Raw genomic sequence first — 15,575 nt, 5'->3', positions numbered from 1 at the left:
CGTTTTTTACAGATAATATGCTCTACATGGCTTTTCTTAAGCTTTATCATGCCGGTTTCAGCGGCTGAATGGGTTTATGTTGTTCATGATGGTGATACGCTTTGGGATTTTAGTATTAAAAATCTCAAAAATAGCAGCCGCTGGCAAGACCTCCAAAAAATAAATAGGATAGAAAATCCTAAAAAAATGCAGCCCGGCATGAAAATTCGAGTGCCTTTAGCATGGGTGAAAGAAACACCTGTTGAAGCTGAAGTAATAGCTGTTATTGGAAGCGCGGTACTGACGTTAATCGATAGCACAGTACAGCCTGTAGCCATTGGTACACGTATTAATTTGGGTGATCAGTTGAGTGTTGGGCATGCAAGTAGCTTGTCTATCAAGTTTGCTGATGGCTCGGTTATCACCCTTTATGAAAGAAGTTCTGTGCAGTTTAATCACCTGAGTCAGTTTGGTGAATCAGGGATGGTTGATACACGGTTTCGTTTAAATAGAGGGCGTGTTGATACTCGTGCTATACCTGCAAAAGGTGCAGCTTCGCGCTTTGAAATTCAAACGCCGTCGGCTATTACTGCGGTGAGAGGAACTGAGTTTAGAACGACCGTTATCGATGTTGATGATGTTTCTCGTATTGAGGTGATTAAAGGAAAAGTTGTCGTTAGTGGCCAATCTAAAACGCGAGCAATTGCTGCCGGGTACGGTACGCGAGTATCTCCTGGTAAAATTCCCTTAGCTCCTAAAAAGCTATTGAGTGCACCAGTGCTTCACTCAATACCCGACGCAGTACGTACACTGAACTGGTCACTGGGTTGGAGTAAAATCCCAAAATCAAAAGGCTATCGTATAGAGTTGTCTTCCAGCAATGACTTTGTTGTTCTACTCTGGAGTAGAGTGACTGAGAGCTTGCAAACCACGCTGCCAGAAGTGCCTGATGGTCAGTATTTTATACGAGTTCGAGGTGTTGATAGTCTTGGCATTGAGGGCTTGCCAAGGGTAGCTCCTTTACTATTAGATGTGCACCCTCAACCCCCGCTACCATTGAAGCCTCTCAATGAGCAAATTCTTAGAGGTAAGCTCCCTGATTTCCAATGGACACAGTCTGCTGATGCGGTTACATATCGCCTTCAACTATCAGCATCAGAAGATTTTTCAGCACCGCTATTAATTGATAATGAAAAGATAACGAAGGCATCATATTCAAGTGGTGACGCCTTAACTGATGGAGTTTATTACTGGCGTGTAGCCAGTGTCTCGGCCTCTAGCGAGCTGGGGCCATTTAGCGCGGTTCGATCTTTCAAAAAAGAGCCTATTCCAAAAGCACCTGAAGTGCTGCTTGTGCCTGAAAAGGAAACGCTAACGGTCTCGCTGGCAGGAAGCAAAGAGCAGCAATACCAAGTGCAAATTTCTACGGTTGAGCGTTTCGATGTATTGCTTTTAGATAAGTTCACGCGACAGAAAGAGATGACATTTGATCGAGTTTCTGACCTTCAATACATGCGTATTCGTGTTGTAGAATCTGATGGATATGAAGGGCCTTGGGGAGCTACACAACTAATTTATCCGCCGCAAGATAATCGTTGGCTGCATATTATTGGCGTAGGCGTTTTAGGGCTTTTGTTACTCTAATGAGCATAGCAAAGAGGCGAGCCTATATTACTAATGTAGGGCTTTGGCTTTTTTGTTTATTTGTGCCTCTTTTTCTATTAAATAATAGTTATGTTGCTCGCTTGAATTGGATTGTTTACGACGCTATGCATGGCTTTCTTACTCATGCGGCGTCGGAGCAAGTTGTTGTTGTCGCTATTGATGATAAGAGTTTGAAGCACTTAGGTCGCTGGCCATGGTCTAGAGCTGTGCATGCACGTTTCTTAGAAAAAGTCACGGGAGAGGGCGTCAAAGCCGTGGGGTTCGACATCCTTTTTCCTGAAAATGAATCCGCCGAAGTTGACTACTCTTTTGCTAAAGCAATTAAGCACTCGGGCCGGGTAGTACTTGCGGTTGCGCCCGAAATGGATGCTTTTGGTGAGGTTGCATCAGAGTCTCTGCCAATACCTGTGTTGGCGTTGGCTGCGGACAGGTTGGGTCATGTTGATTATGAGCTTGGAATCGACGGTGTATGTAGATCTGTTTTTCTTTATGCAGGCTTAGATAGTGCGCACTGGCCCGCATTTTCTTATGCGGTATATAAAACGGCATACGGGAAAGACTCAAAAGTTGATGGCTCTGTTGCTGTGGGGTGGATAAGAAAACAATCCATCTATATTCCGTTCTTAGCAGTGCCAAGCATGATCACTAAAGTTTCATTTGTCGATGTTCTTAATGGCCAAGAAGATGACACTATTCGGGATAAAATACTACTTGTTGGGGCGACCGCGGCAGGGTTAGGTGATCAACTATCTACTCCTATTTCAGGAGAACATCAACGTATGTCTGGCGTTGAGGTTAGTGCTCATGCACTTGAGGCTATGGTGCAGGAACGAACACTAGAGTATGCATCCATATCATTGCAGGTTGTTTTTACTGCGGCTGTTACATTTTTATTTGGCCTAGTGATGTATGTGTTTGGACTGTTGCGAGCACCGTTTATATTTTTTGTGAGTGTGGCTGTCGTTCTTTTCTCTATTTTTCTTAGTTTGCAGTTGGCTCGCCTGTGGATTCCTCCTTTTGCCTCACTAATAGGTATTGTCGTTATATATTTTATTTGGGGGTGGCGCTCTCAAAGTATTGTGCAGGTTGAGCTTTCTACCTTGAGTCAGACGCTGCAATATCAGGGCGAACTTGACCCTGTATCTTCGTTGCCGAGTAGAGCAATGCTTGAGAGGAACCTTAACCAAAGGATGTTGCACGCGAAACAAGTCGGGAATTTAGTGAGTGTGTATATTATCAATCCAGGCCAGTTGCGGGCTATTAATGACCATTTAGGTTTTAAAGCAGGAGATGAATTACTTAATAAGGTTGCTAGTCGTATACAAAGAGCCCTTGGGGAGGATGCTTTTGTTGCAAAAATCAATGGGGAATTTTCGGTAATTCAAGAAGTCGCTAATGAGCTTCGAATCAAGCATGTTGGTGGCCGGTTATTACAAACCTTACAACAACCCGTGACGTGGGAAGGCAAAGATTATTACCTGCCGCCGAGTATTGGTGTCAGTGTCTTTCCTGAAGATGGGCTGAGCAGTGATATGTTGATTAATCACGCCTTTACAGCCATGCATCGCGCTAAGGCGGATAAAAAGAGAGGCCTGTTGTTTTTTTCTCGACAGATGAAAGCTGACTTAGTTAAGCGCTCTGAGCTTGAAAGTGATCTTCGTAATGCCTTGGTAAATAAGGAGTTCGAGGTCTATTATCAGCCTAAAGTCTGTGCCAAAAACCATAAAATTAAGGGTGCTGAAGCGCTATTGCGTTGGCATCATCCAATTAGAGGTATGATTCCGCCCTCGGATTTTATTCCTCTCGCTGAGAAGCAGGGAATTATTGTTGAAATTGGCGCATGGGTTCTGCGCGAGGCATGCTTTCAGGCTAAGCAGTGGCATGCTATGGGTTTCTCTGAGTTTCAAATTGCAGTGAATGTATCTGCTGTGCAATTAACAGAAAGTGATTTTCCAGCAGTGCTTCAAGATACCTTAGCAGAAACTGAGCTTGCCCCTCACCTGTTAGAAATAGAAGTAACAGAGACGGCTTTGATGACTGACGTTGAATTAACCATTCGAATACTCGAGCAAATTAAGGCGTTGGGCACTAATGTAGCGGTTGATGATTTTGGGACGGGTTACTCATCACTTAACTACTTGAATATGTTTCCCGTTGATTCTCTAAAAATCGATAGGGTGTTTGTTAAAGACATCGGAATAAAGAGCGATAGTAAAGATATTACGTCAAGCATTATTGGTATGGCGCATCGGTTAAACCTTAAAGTAGTTGCTGAAGGGGTTGAAACGCCCGCACAAGCGTTATTTATGAAGGATAATGCTTGTGAGTACTTGCAGGGCTTTCTTTTTAGTAAGCCAGTGCCTGCCATTGAATTTACACAGTTGTTGTCTGAATCCTGATTTCCTTTAGCTGTAGAGCTCCTATAACAAATACCTATCGTTTGGATAGTCATTGCTTATTGGGATTTCTTTAAGACGCCTGATATTACTAAAGACCTGTTTTGGTTTAGTAGAGGGTGTTGTCATGTTAAAAGTTAAAGATCTAATGCTTGTAAATCCTCCAGTACTATCTGGAGACGATGGGCTTTCTGTTGCCGTTGATAAAATTCTTAAAAGTGGTTATCTAGGGTTACCGGTTGTTGATGCTGGTGGCGTGCTTATCGGTTTTTTATCAGAGCAAGATTGTATTAAGGTCTTGATGACAGAGAGCTATCACTGCGACTCTCATACATTGGTTAAAGATGTTATGAGAGAAAACCCACTTTCTATCTCTGCAGAATTATCTGTTTTAGCGTTAGCGGAGCGCTTTGGGCGAGGTAGACCAAAGATTTTTCCTGTCTTAGAAAGCGGTGTCGTAACCGGCTTGATTACACGTGGCCACGTGATGCAGTCTTTGAGTAGCTCGCTGCAATCTTGCCGGGTGGCCTGAGCTACTTATGTTACATTAGCGCAAGCTAATTATGGGCCACCCTTTTTGTTGAGCTGTTTGAGTGAGTGTTTCATCTGCATCAACAGCGACAGGGTTGTCTACTAACTCCAGTAAAGGAAGATCGTTACGTGAGTCGCTATAGAAAAAGCTTCCTTTCAGCAAATGGTTGGTCGCCTTCAACCACTGATGTAAACGAGTAACTTTTCCATCTTGGAAGCAGGGTATGCCTGCTACTTTGCCGGTGTAACGCCCATCGAGCATTTCTGGGTCAGTAGCAAGAATGGCATCAACACCAAGGCGTTTAGCAATCGGCGCGGTTACAAAGCTATTGGTTGCTGTGATGATAAGTAAGAAGTCACCTTGATCTCGGTGCTTTTGTAATAGTGCTAATGATTTCTCTAAAATCATAGGCTCTATTTTCTCGCGCATAAATTGTGTGTGTAGTTCAAATAGCTTTTCGGTAGAAAGTATTGCTAATGGCTGTAGAGCAAATTCAAGAAACTCTAAGATATCTAAAGTGCCCTTTTGGTATTGCTGGAAGAAATAGTCATTGCTTTGGCTATATTTCGCTGAGTCGACAATACCTCGCTCGCAGAGAAACTCTCCCCACGCATGGTCACTATCGCCGTTGAGGAGAGTGTTATCAAGATCAAAGATGGCTAGGCTCACGCAGTGTACTCCCTTAATTAGCTGGCAAGCATAAAGCGATATCTATTCTCTTTCAAATTTTGTGCTTTTTACACCCCGCAAATAAGCCATTTTGCGGATTGCAGGAAATGTGGAACAATAGGGTCAAAATATTTATAGGATTTGTATACGTGATTGATTCAGACGGGTTTAGACCGAATGTAGGTATCATTCTGGCAAACCCACTGGGTCAGGTGCTTTGGGCGCGTCGTATCGGACAAGATGCCTGGCAGTTTCCGCAAGGGGGAATTAACCCCGATGAAACGCCTGAACAGGCAATGTACCGAGAATTAAGAGAGGAAATAGGTCTCAGCGCAAATGATGTTGAAGTAGTCGCCGTTACACGTGGCTGGCTTAGATATCGATTACCCAGGCGCATGATCCGCAGGCACTCGCATCCCATTTGTGTGGGCCAGAAACAAAAGTGGTTTTTGCTCAGAATGTTGAGTCAGGATGATGCTGTAGAAATTGATCATACTGACTCACCAGAGTTTGACGGTTGGCAGTGGGTTAGCTATTGGTACCCATTGGGTCAAGTGATTTCTTTTAAGCGTGAGGTTTATCGAAAAGCGATGAAGGAATTATCGCCAAAACTGTCACGCGTGGTTGTACAACAGCAACGTTAATATTATAAGGAAAAAAATATGCTGGAATTGCTGCGTAAAATTGTTCAAGAAGTCAGTATTGCTCCGGATGTCGATGCAGTGCTGGGATTGATTGTGCGCAGGATTCAACGAGGCATGCGAACAGGCGTCTGTTCGGTATTTCTCTTCGACTCATCGTCAGAGCGTTTTGTGTTAAGGGCCTCTCAAGGGCTTAATCGCAAAGCAATAGGGCACGCCTCCCTTTCTTCTTCGGAAGGAATTGTGGGAATGGTGGCGAAGAGAGCTGAGCCGATTAACCTGGAAGATGCCGAAACTCATCCAGCATTTTGCTTTTTGAAAGACACCGGAGAAGAGCGCTTTCATGCTTTTTTAGGTGTCCCGATTATCCATCAAAAACAAGTGCTTGGTGTGCTTGTTGTGCAGCAGCAAAACTGCCGGCGCTATGATGAAGCTGAAGAAGCATTTTTAGTGACGATCTCTGCTCAGCTTGCAGGTGTGATTGCACATGCTCAGGTAACCGGTACGATTAGTAAAATTGCTTGGAAAAATAAAAAGAGCAGCGACCGCCGCTTTGAGGGTATTCCGGGTGCGCCTGGTGTGGCTATTGGTCGTGTTGTTGTTGTGGCTCCTTTGGCTGATATAGATGCGGTACCTGAGAAAGCGGCCGATGATATTGCATTTGAAATAGCGAGCTTTGAAAAAGCTTTGAAGCGCGTTCGAGCCGATATTCGAAAAGTAAGTGCTAAGCTTGCTAAACGTCTGCGTCATGACGAGCAGGCGTTGTTCGATGTTTACTTGCGCATGCTAGATGACAATGCCTTGGCAGGAGAAGTGGTCGGACAAATTAAGAAGGGAAGCTGGGCGCAAGGCGCGTTGAGCTCGGTTATTACCAGCAACGCGCGACAGTTTGCAATGATGGACGATCCCTATTTAAGGGAACGTGCAACAGATGTTCGGGACTTGGGACGCCGTGTGCTTACTTACTTGCAGGAAGATAGTGGCTCTAAAAGCATTGAATTGCCCGAAAATGGCATATTGGTGGCGGATGAGCTTTCGCCTGCAGTGCTAGGAGAGGTGTCTTCAGAAAAGCTTGCAGGGTTGGTTTCAGTATTAGGTTCTGGTAACTCCCATGCTGCTATTTTGGCTCGCTCTATGGGTATTCCAACGGTTATGGGGATGGTGGATCTTCCTTATCGCCAGCTGGATGGACGAGAAGTTATTCTAGATGGATATTCAGGGCGTTTATATGTTGATCCGTCTGAGGACCTGATACAGGCTTACCGGGAGCTCTTGCGCGAGCAGGAAGAGGTTGCCGCTGAATTAGCGACGTTGAAGGACTTGCCAGCACAGACCGTAGATGGGAGCAGAATACCTCTTTGGGTAAATACTGGGCTGATCGCTGATGTGTCTCGTTCATTAGAACGGGGAGCCGAAGGGATTGGTTTATACCGTACAGAAATCCCCTTTATGGTACGGGATTTTTTCCCTAGTGAGCATGAGCAAATGCAAATTTATCGCCGTCAGCTAGAAGCGTTTGCTCCTTTACCTGTCACGATGAGAACCTTGGACATAGGGGGGGATAAAGCACTACCTTACTTTCCAATCAAAGAAGATAATCCTTTTCTTGGCTGGCGCGGTATTAGAGTAACGTTGGATCACCCTGAAATATTTCTAGTGCAAATCAGGGCGATGCTTCGAGCTAATGAAGGTTTAGGTAATTTGCGTATTATGTTACCGATGGTGACAAGCGTTAACGAAGTAGATGAAGCGAATAGTTTGATCGATCGTGCTGTGGTTGCATTGCAAGAAGAAGGGCATGTTGTGACACGCCCTTCCGTCGGTATTATGATTGAAGTCCCTGCAGCAGTGTATCAGTTACGCCGCTTTGCTAAGCGAATCGATTTTATATCCGTAGGGTCCAATGATCTTACTCAATACCTATTAGCCGTAGATCGCAATAACCCGCGAGTTGCGGGATTATATGTGGCATACCACCCAGCCGTTCTTAAAGTACTTGAAGATATTGCGCGTGAAGCGCGCAAGGATAAGCTTCAAGTCTCTATTTGTGGAGAAATGGCCGCTGATCCTGGTGGCGCTTTATTGCTGATGGCGATGGGGTATGATGCTTTGTCGATGAACGCAACCAATCTCCCGCGAGTGAAGTCAGCAATACGTAATGTCTCTATGGTGCAAGCTAAAGTGCTGCTCGATAAGGTTATGCGCATGGATGATGCTGATAAAATACAAGCGTTGATGGTAGATGCAATGAAGTCTTTAGGGGTAAGTCAGCTGGGTAGCCCGGTGTTGCCGGAGTGAGAAGCTTATTGGGGCATTGATCCAATCTTATCCATAAAAAAGGTGAAGTGCTCTTCACTTACTTTCCCTGATGGATTAAATCTGAATTCCGCTACTTGCGTTTCTCCAGAGTGCTTTTGCAGAAGAACGCTGGTGGCGCGAGTGCCATATCCGTCGATGTTGATAAAGCAAGCGGATAGCTGTTTTTCCCATTCATAGCTTATACCTGTATCCGGTAGCTCTTCATCTCTCGCTTGATGTTCACAGTGGAGTACGCTGGCGAGCGATGCGATAGAAAAGTTGGTTTTAATGATTGTAGCTAGTGTGTGTTTAGCTTGTTCTGCTTTGGGCCAGCGGCTATCCAGATATGCGTTACTTAGGCCATAGATACCGGGTTTTATTTGATGGGTGGTTGCTCCTTTGTTCGAGCAGTAATAGATCCCAGTCCTATCTCCTAGCAATAGATTGAAGCCGCCATAAAGGTTGCCGTGAGTGTCTAGTTCTTGCAAGTAGGTTTTTGCGGGTAGCTCCTCTGTCAAGAAACGCCGTGTTAGAAACCCTCTGGATTTGAGGTTGGTCTCTGTATTTTTTCCGTCTCTAAAGTTTGTGACAGCGGCCAGTTTTCCAGATTTATTGACGCCTAGCCATGTGCCTCGTTGCTCTAAATCTATCCCTGCTAGCACATTTGGATGATCCTCCCAAAAGTGCATGTCTAATGTTGGCCGTGCATAAAACTCATCACGGTTGGCTACCATAATGAGTGAGTATTCAGGGTGCTGTTGGTAAGCGAAGGCAATTAGGCACACAGTGGATTGTTTCTCTTGTCTGATGGAGTGCTTACATGAAGCGAATTCTATAAACTAGCACATTAACATGAAAAAAAGACGGATTAGAACTGATGTTATTGACTCTTACGCTCTATCTGGTGCTCGGCGCTGCTGCGGGCATTGTGGCGGGTTTGTTTGGTATTGGTGGAGGCCTGTTGATCGTTCCGGTACTTATTTTTAGCTTTGGACTGCAAGGAATGTCGCCAGAAGTACTGACGCATGCGGCAGTAGCTACCTCGTTGGCAACAATTGTTGTGACATCTATCAGTTCGGTGCGCGCGCATAATAAGCGTGGTGCTGTACGTTGGGAAATGTTTAGGCCTTTAGCGGTTGGTATTGTTATTGGGGCTTTTTTAGGTGTATTTACTGCGGATTTGATGAAAGGGGCGCACCTGCAAATTGCTATTGGTATTTTTGCAATGGTTGTTGCCATACAAATGGCATTTGGTTTGAAGCCTAAAGCAGGGCAAGAGGCTCCGTCTCAAAAAGGCTTGGCGGGTGCTGGCAGTGTTATTGGTTGGGCTTCCGCCATTTTTGGTATCGGAGGAGGGACATTAACGGTGCCGTATTTAACATGGAAGCAAGTGTCTATACAGCAAGCTGTGGCAACATCGGCGGCTTGTGGTTTGCCAATTGCTTGTATGGGGTCGATAACGAATATTTATACGGGGTGGGGTGAAGAGGGCTTAGCAGAGTGGAGTTTGGGATATATTTACTTGCCTGCTTTTGTTGGCATTGTGATCAGTAGTTCTTTGTGCGCGAAAATTGGTGTGAAGTGGGCGCATAGCTTGCCCGGAGATCTACTGAAGAAAATTTTTGCTGTGTTTTTGGCGCTAGTTGCTGCTCGATTTCTGTTATCTAATTTATTTTAAGGAACGCTATGTGGGTTCATAATATTGATCCGATCGCACTGGATTTAGGCTTTATACAAATCCATTGGTATGGACTGATGTATTTAATTGGCTTTGGTGCTGCTTTTTGGCTAGGTGCGTATCGAGCGAGAAGGCCAGGCTCTGGCTGGACAGAAGAACAAGTGTCTGATTTGATCTTTTGGGGTGCAATGGGAGTGGTTTTGGGTGGCCGTATGGGTTATGTGCTGTTCTATAATTTTGATCAGTTTCTCTCAGACCCACTTTGGCTGTTTGCTGTTTGGGAAGGAGGTATGTCTTTTCACGGAGGGTTGCTGGGCGTACTTGTAATGTTATGGTTGTTTGGTAAAAAGCATGACAAAAGCTTTATGCAAATGGGAGACTTCGTGGCACCTTTAGTGCCAATTGGTTTGGGTGCGGGCCGCGTTGGGAATTTTATTGGCGGAGAGTTATGGGGACGCGCTGCTGATGTTCCTTGGGCGGTCGTCTTTCCTCGTACCGTTGATGGTGTTGCAAGGCACCCTTCACAGCTGTATGAAGCCTTTTTAGAAGGTGTTGTCATGTTTGCAGTGCTTTGGTGGTTCTCATCAAAACCAAGGCCTCGCATGGCCGTGTCAGCACTGTTTTTGATTATGTATGGCGTGTTCCGCTCTTCGGTAGAGTTCTTTCGTGAGCCGGATGCGCACATTGGTTACATCGCATTTGGTTGGCTGACCAAAGGGCAGCTTTTATCGTTGCCGATGATCATCGTTGGGGCATTATTGTTGTTATGGGCTTATAAGCAAAGCTCTTCTGCGGTGACTGTTAAATAAGGTAGGGACGTATATGAAGCAATATTTGGATCTTTGTCATCGGCTTATTCAGCAAGGTGAGTGGGTTGAAAATGAGCGTACGGGTAAGCGATGTTTGACCGTTATTAACGCAGACATGACCTACGATGTGGCTAATAATAAATTTCCGCTACTGACCACACGAAAATCGTTCTGGAAATCTGCGATAGCTGAGCTGCTTGGGTACTTGCGTGGTTATGATAATGCTGCTGATTTTAGGAAGCTGGGTACAAAAACGTGGGATGCTAATGCCAATGAAAATAGCGCTTGGTTGAGCAGCTCTTATCGTCAAGGTCTTGATGATATGGGGCGGGTATACGGAGTGCAGGGGCGAGGTTGGAAAAAGCCAGATGGAGGTGCTGTTGATCAGTTACGTAAACTGGTGGATGACTTGTCCAGAGGTGTGGATGATCGCGGTGAAATTTTGAGCTTTTACAATCCGGGTGAATTCCATATGGGTTGTTTACGCCCTTGTATGCATACTCACAATTTTTCATTACTAGGCGATACTCTTTATCTGACATCTTATCAGCGTTCTTGTGATGTTCCGCTGGGGTTGGTATTCAATCAGGTGCAAGTATTTGCGTTCTTAAAAATAATTGCTCAAATTACGGGTCACAAGCCGGGTCAGGCGTTTCATAAAATTGTTAATGCTCATATTTACGAAGATCAAATTGAGTTGATGCGTGATGTGCAGTTGCAAAGGGCGCCCTATGAGCTGCCGCAATTGCAGATAAATCCAGATATAAAGTCGCTTGAAGATTTGGAAACGTGGGTGACGATGGATGACTTTGAAGTGGAAAATTACCAGTTTCATGATGCGATCCAATACCCATTTTCGGTATAGATTATAGAAATTGAGTTGACGAGTTGAGGCTGAGAATGAGCAAGCAAGCATTTCAAGACTATTATCCAGAAGAGCTAAGTCATTGTTATGGATGTGGCAGTAATAATGCAGATGGGCATCAGTTAAAAAGCTACTGGTTAGATGAGGAGGAGGGTGAGACGGTTGCATATTTCACACCTAAAGCTTGTCACACGGCTATTCCGGGTTTTGTATACGGTGGCCTAATAGCTTCTTTGATTGATTGTCATGGAACGGGTAGTGCTTGCGCAGCGGCTTATCGGGCCGAGGGGCGCGCTCTAGGTTCAGTGCCTGCTCTTCGTTTCGTTACTGGTGCGTTGAATGTTAACTTCTTAGCACCAACACCTTTGGGCGTAGAGCTAAAACTCCACGGTAAAATTACAGAGATAAAAGAGCGCAAAGTTATTGTAGAAATTACTTTGTCTGCTAGTGATGTTGTGTGTGTTAGCGGATCTGTTATTGCTGTAAAAATGCCAGCAACAATGGAATAAAAAGAGTAAGTAGTTGTTATTCATTAAGCATTGGGCGCCTTCAAAGCTCTAGTTTTTGATGTAAGGCGCCGAGTTTGAGTGATTACCAATGCCAATGAAAAATTTACGTATAAGCTGAGCAGTATGTCTTTGTCTAAAAATTAAACTATTGTTATTTTCTTGTTTGCTGTGCTTTTACGCGACAGCAGAGGCTTATTTGAGGTGTGTTTCTATGAGATTGTCCATGATTGTTGCTCAGGCGAAAAACCGTGTGATTGGCAGGCAAAACAAACTTCCTTGGTATTTGCCGGGTGACCTTAAGTATTTCAAGCAGGTAACCATGGGGAAGCCTGTCATTATGGGGCGTAAGACATATGACTCGATTGGCAGGCCGTTACCAGGGCGCTTGAATATCGTGATTACGCGCGATGATGCTTATCAGTTGGAAGGCGCAAAGGTGGTACGTTCCCTTAATGAAGCTTTTGATTTGGCGGCTTGTCAGGCAGAGATCGATGGAGCTGAAGAGGCCATGGTTATCGGCGGCGAGCAAATATATGCTCAAGCTTTGCCATTTGTTGAGCGTCTTTATGTGACGCAAGTACATGCAGAAGTTGACGGTGATGCCTATTTTCCTGAGTTCTCTGTAGATGAATGGCAAGAGTTGGGGCGTGAGGATTTTCAAGCCGAGGGGCCGAATCCATATGATTATAGTTTCGTCGTGTATCAGCGGGCGAGTTAGATGATTGATGATAGGTTGTTAGCAATATTGTCAAATGGTCAATTTCATTCTGGACAAGAACTGGGTGTGCTGCTGGGTGTAAGCCGTAGTGCCATCTGGAAGCAGATGAAAGAGTTAGAGCTGTTAGGTGTTGATGTTTATAGCGTGCGTGGGCGTGGTTATCGAATACCTGGCGGATTGGATTTGTTGTGTGAAAAGGAAATTGTTACCGCTTGCTCTGATCATGTTACTAGCCGTTTAAGTACCATCTCGGTAGAGCGAGTTATCGACTCTACTAATATGATGGCGATGCGAGAAATCCATCAGCAAGGAGTCGTTTCAGGTCGATTATACTTGGCTGAGTATCAGACGGCGGGTAAAGGGCGAAGAGGGCGAGCGTGGGTTAGCCCGTTTGCAAAAAACCTGTATTTTTCGTTGGTTTGGCGGTTCACGCAAGGCGCTGCTGCGCTTGAGGGCTTGAGTCTGGTTGTCGGTTTGGCGCTAGTCAAAGCATTAAAAAACTTGGGTGTGAAGCAAGTGCGGGTGAAGTGGCCAAATGACCTGTTAGTAAACTCAAGAAAGCTTGCTGGCATATTGCTGGAAATGCACGGTGATGCGTCAGGGGAGTGTCAGGTAGTTATTGGGGTGGGTGTTAATGTTGCAATGCCTGAGCGGGCTCAAGAGGCTATAGATCAGCCATGGACTGATTTGCAGAAACTGTGTGGGGATAGTGTTTCAAGAAATCGCTTGATGTCTGAAGTGCTCAATCACTTAGTGCCTGAGTTGGATCGTTTTAGTGAGTACGGTTTTTCTGTTTTTCGCGAAGAGTGGGAGCAAGTCCATGCTTATCAAAATGAAACAGTGTGTTTGCTGATGGGAAGTAAAGAGGTTGTCGGTGAGTGTCAGGGAGTTAATGAGCAAGGTGCTCTTATTGTAAAGCATAGTGGTGGAGTGGAGCACTTTCATGCAGGAGAGATAAGTGTAAGGCAGCATCATGCGACTTGAAGTAGATATAGGAAACACCTTTCTAAAGTGGCGTTATTGGGTGGCAAGCGATGTTCTGCATAGAGGCTCTGTATTAACACAGGGCTTCTCTCTGGTTTCTTTTTCAGCACTAGCGGGCTGTGAGGTTGAAAAGGTCTTGGTGGGGTCTGTTGCTGGAGATGAGCCGAACCAGCGTTTTGGCAGTATATGCAAGAAGCTGTGGGCGATTGATCCGATTTTTGCTGCAACTAGCCATCATTGTGCGGGTGTCACTAATAGCTACAAAGAGCCCTCTAAAATGGGTGTTGATCGTTGGCTAGCGATGATTGCGGCGTATAAGTCTGTGAATAGGGCGGTAGTTATTGTTGATTGCGGTAGCGCCATTACAGTTGAGTATATTTCTGATGAGGGTAGGCACAAGGGTGGATATATTATTCCCGGCTTGCGTTTAATGAGAGAGTCGCTGCAGCAAAATACAGCGCGTGTTCGTTTTGACGGTCTGGAGGGGCAATTAGCCACGCATCCTGGGATAAATACCGCAGAGGCGGTGCTGCAGGGAAGTGGTTATCTTTTTAAGGCTCTTGCTCATGAGATTAAGCGTGATCTTGCAGAGGGGGAGGCGTTATTTTTTACCGGTGGTGACGGTAAATTGATGAGGGATATGGTTCAGGCGGGTAGGTATGAGGCTGACCTTGTTATGGATGGGTTGATGTGGGTGTGCCAGTAATGCGCAAATGGATATTGATCTTTTTGTTGTTAGCAAACGTTGTCGCGTTATTCGGTTTTACAATGTTTGAAAAGAAAATCTCACGACAGAAAAGTGTGGACATAGAGCGGGCATTTACGCTGCGTCTAGTTAGTGAAGTTGCATCTGAAAGTTTGCAAAAGGTCTCCAGTGAAACTAAGCCGTTAATCGTTGCAGGTATTGTGGTTGAAGAATGTTTTTTTTATGAAAAAATAGCTACTCAATCCGAAGCGGATGTCATAGCGGGATTTATGGTCGAGCAAGGCTTTGCTCCGCGGATACTTGTTAAGTCAGTCATGCAAGATGAATTTAAGCTGGTAATTCGTTTGCCTAAAGGGGAGCGAGAGAAGCAAATAGTAGTTGAGTCCTTACGAAACGAAGGTGTAAGAGTAGCTGTTAGCGCTAACTCCATTGCGCCTGAAATGATCATAGGTAAATTTCTGACACAAGCTGCTGCGCAGATGAGATTGGATGAGCTGACAGCATTGGAGAATGTGCTTGAAATAAGAGAGGGTGTTGATGAAAAAATGCACTACTCGATTCGCTTAGTGGTTGATATTGATCGTAAATTGATCAATAAAATCAACGATGTGCTGAAAAACAAATATAAATCGTTAAAAATAGTAAAAAAAGTCTGTTAAGGGGTTGCAAGGGTAAAAGCTCATCAGTACTATATGCGCCACTTCGTTAAGCCGGTATAGCTCAGCTGGTAGAGCAACTGACTTGTAATCAGTAGGTCCCGAGTTCGACTCTTGGTGCCGGCACCAACGAAGATGGTAAGGTGGGGTTCCCGAGTGGCTAAAGGGATCAGACTGTAAATCTGACGCGCAAGCTTCGGTGGTTCGAATCCACCCCCCATCACCATAAATGCTCCGATCAGCGGGTATGGTATAGTGGCTATTACCTCAGCCTTCCAAGCTGAAGAGGTGGGTTCGATTCCCACTACCCGCTCCAGAGCTAATGGCTTGCTCATGTAGCTCAGGGGTAGAGCACACCCTTGGTAAGGGTGAGGTCGGCGGTTCAAATCCGCCCATGAGCTCCAAAAAATTCGAGAAGGGTAGATATAGAAATATGTCTGCCCTTTGTTGTATCTGTGAACTGCGGTCAG

General features: G+C 45.1%; 15 protein-coding genes and 4 tRNA genes. 17 read left to right on the top strand and 2 right to left on the bottom strand.

Annotated features, from left to right (window positions below; translation table 11 throughout):
• Nucleotides 1–48 precede the first annotated feature (48 nt).
• The 3 genes from QZZ55_RS07175 to QZZ55_RS07165 all read left to right on the top strand — a co-directional run bounded on the left by QZZ55_RS07175 (nucleotide 49) and on the right by QZZ55_RS07165 (nucleotide 4,572).
• Nucleotides 49–1,623 (top strand): FecR domain-containing protein, encoded by a 1,575-nt coding sequence (locus tag QZZ55_RS07175; protein WP_293266639.1) that lies wholly within the window; start codon nucleotides 49–51, stop codon nucleotides 1,621–1,623.
• Nucleotides 1,623–4,043 carry an EAL domain-containing protein gene (locus tag QZZ55_RS07170; RefSeq protein WP_293266638.1) on the top strand — a complete coding sequence of 807 codons (2,421 nt, stop codon included), beginning with the start codon at nucleotides 1,623–1,625 and terminating at the stop codon, nucleotides 4,041–4,043. The genes QZZ55_RS07175 and QZZ55_RS07170 overlap by 1 nt, the downstream gene beginning before the upstream one ends.
• Before the next feature lie 124 nt (nucleotides 4,044–4,167).
• Nucleotides 4,168–4,572: a CBS domain-containing protein gene (locus QZZ55_RS07165; RefSeq protein ID WP_293266637.1), complete on the top strand. Its 405-nt coding sequence runs from the start codon at nucleotides 4,168–4,170 to the stop codon at nucleotides 4,570–4,572.
• 15 nt (nucleotides 4,573–4,587) lie between these two features.
• On the opposite strand, the gene QZZ55_RS07160 is transcribed toward QZZ55_RS07165, so the two are convergent.
• Nucleotides 4,588–5,241, bottom strand: a complete 654-nt coding sequence (locus tag QZZ55_RS07160) for an HAD family hydrolase (protein ID WP_293266636.1) — start codon at nucleotides 5,239–5,241, stop codon at nucleotides 4,588–4,590.
• Between the two features lie 149 nt (nucleotides 5,242–5,390).
• Between QZZ55_RS07160 and QZZ55_RS07155 the strand changes: the two genes are divergently transcribed.
• Both QZZ55_RS07155 and ptsP read left to right on the top strand, forming a co-directional pair.
• Nucleotides 5,391–5,885 (top strand): RNA pyrophosphohydrolase, encoded by a 495-nt coding sequence (locus QZZ55_RS07155; protein ID WP_293266635.1) that lies wholly within the window; start codon nucleotides 5,391–5,393, stop codon nucleotides 5,883–5,885.
• Nucleotides 5,886–5,903: 18 nt separating this feature from the next.
• Nucleotides 5,904–8,180 carry a phosphoenolpyruvate--protein phosphotransferase gene (gene ptsP, locus QZZ55_RS07150; protein WP_293266634.1) on the top strand — a complete coding sequence of 759 codons (2,277 nt, stop codon included), beginning with the start codon at nucleotides 5,904–5,906 and terminating at the stop codon, nucleotides 8,178–8,180.
• Between the two features lie 5 nt (nucleotides 8,181–8,185).
• Here ptsP and QZZ55_RS07145 read toward each other — a convergent pair whose 3' ends face one another.
• Nucleotides 8,186–8,965 carry an NRDE family protein gene (locus QZZ55_RS07145; RefSeq protein ID WP_293266633.1) on the bottom strand — a complete coding sequence of 260 codons (780 nt, stop codon included), beginning with the start codon at nucleotides 8,963–8,965 and terminating at the stop codon, nucleotides 8,186–8,188.
• A 92-nt stretch (nucleotides 8,966–9,057) separates the two neighbouring features.
• Here QZZ55_RS07145 and QZZ55_RS07140 point away from each other — a divergent pair, with 92 nt between their 5' ends.
• From QZZ55_RS07140 to QZZ55_RS07085, 12 genes are all read left to right on the top strand, one after another.
• Nucleotides 9,058–9,858, top strand: coding sequence for a sulfite exporter TauE/SafE family protein (locus QZZ55_RS07140; protein ID WP_293266632.1), 801 nt, complete (start codon nucleotides 9,058–9,060; stop codon nucleotides 9,856–9,858).
• 8 nt (nucleotides 9,859–9,866) lie between these two features.
• On the top strand, nucleotides 9,867–10,667 hold the full coding sequence (gene lgt / locus QZZ55_RS07135; protein WP_293266631.1) for a prolipoprotein diacylglyceryl transferase: 801 nt from the start codon (nucleotides 9,867–9,869) through the stop codon (nucleotides 10,665–10,667).
• Nucleotides 10,668–10,680: 13 nt separating this feature from the next.
• Nucleotides 10,681–11,532 (top strand): thymidylate synthase, encoded by an 852-nt coding sequence (locus QZZ55_RS07130; RefSeq protein ID WP_293266630.1) that lies wholly within the window; start codon nucleotides 10,681–10,683, stop codon nucleotides 11,530–11,532.
• Nucleotides 11,533–11,567: 35 nt separating this feature from the next.
• Nucleotides 11,568–12,041 carry a PaaI family thioesterase gene (locus QZZ55_RS07125; protein WP_293266629.1) on the top strand — a complete coding sequence of 158 codons (474 nt, stop codon included), beginning with the start codon at nucleotides 11,568–11,570 and terminating at the stop codon, nucleotides 12,039–12,041.
• 211 nt (nucleotides 12,042–12,252) lie between these two features.
• Entirely contained in the window at nucleotides 12,253–12,759 is a 507-nt protein-coding gene (locus tag QZZ55_RS07120; protein WP_293266628.1) for a dihydrofolate reductase, read from the top strand.
• Nucleotides 12,760–13,743 (top strand): bifunctional biotin--[acetyl-CoA-carboxylase] ligase/biotin operon repressor BirA, encoded by a 984-nt coding sequence (birA, locus tag QZZ55_RS07115; RefSeq protein WP_293266627.1) that lies wholly within the window; start codon nucleotides 12,760–12,762, stop codon nucleotides 13,741–13,743. It abuts the gene before it with no gap.
• Nucleotides 13,733–14,449: a type III pantothenate kinase gene (locus QZZ55_RS07110; RefSeq protein WP_293266626.1), complete on the top strand. Its 717-nt coding sequence runs from the start codon at nucleotides 13,733–13,735 to the stop codon at nucleotides 14,447–14,449. Before birA ends, QZZ55_RS07110 begins: the two co-directional genes overlap by 11 nt.
• Nucleotides 14,449–15,108: a hypothetical protein gene (locus QZZ55_RS07105; RefSeq protein WP_293266625.1), complete on the top strand. Its 660-nt coding sequence runs from the start codon at nucleotides 14,449–14,451 to the stop codon at nucleotides 15,106–15,108. Before QZZ55_RS07110 ends, QZZ55_RS07105 begins: the two co-directional genes overlap by 1 nt.
• Before the next feature lie 50 nt (nucleotides 15,109–15,158).
• Nucleotides 15,159–15,234, top strand: a tRNA-Thr gene (locus tag QZZ55_RS07100).
• 13 nt (nucleotides 15,235–15,247) lie between these two features.
• Nucleotides 15,248–15,331 (top strand) — tRNA-Tyr (locus QZZ55_RS07095).
• A gap of 15 nt (nucleotides 15,332–15,346) precedes the next feature.
• A tRNA-Gly gene (locus tag QZZ55_RS07090) sits at nucleotides 15,347–15,421 on the top strand.
• A gap of 13 nt (nucleotides 15,422–15,434) precedes the next feature.
• Nucleotides 15,435–15,509 (top strand) — tRNA-Thr (locus QZZ55_RS07085).
• The last annotated feature ends 66 nt before the right edge of the window (nucleotides 15,510–15,575 follow it).

The sequence above is a fragment of the Neptunomonas sp. genome, assembly GCF_016744175.1.
Classification (GTDB): Bacteria; Pseudomonadota; Gammaproteobacteria; order Pseudomonadales; family Balneatricaceae; genus Neptunomonas.
This window is presented reverse-complemented; position numbering and strand designations above follow the sequence as displayed.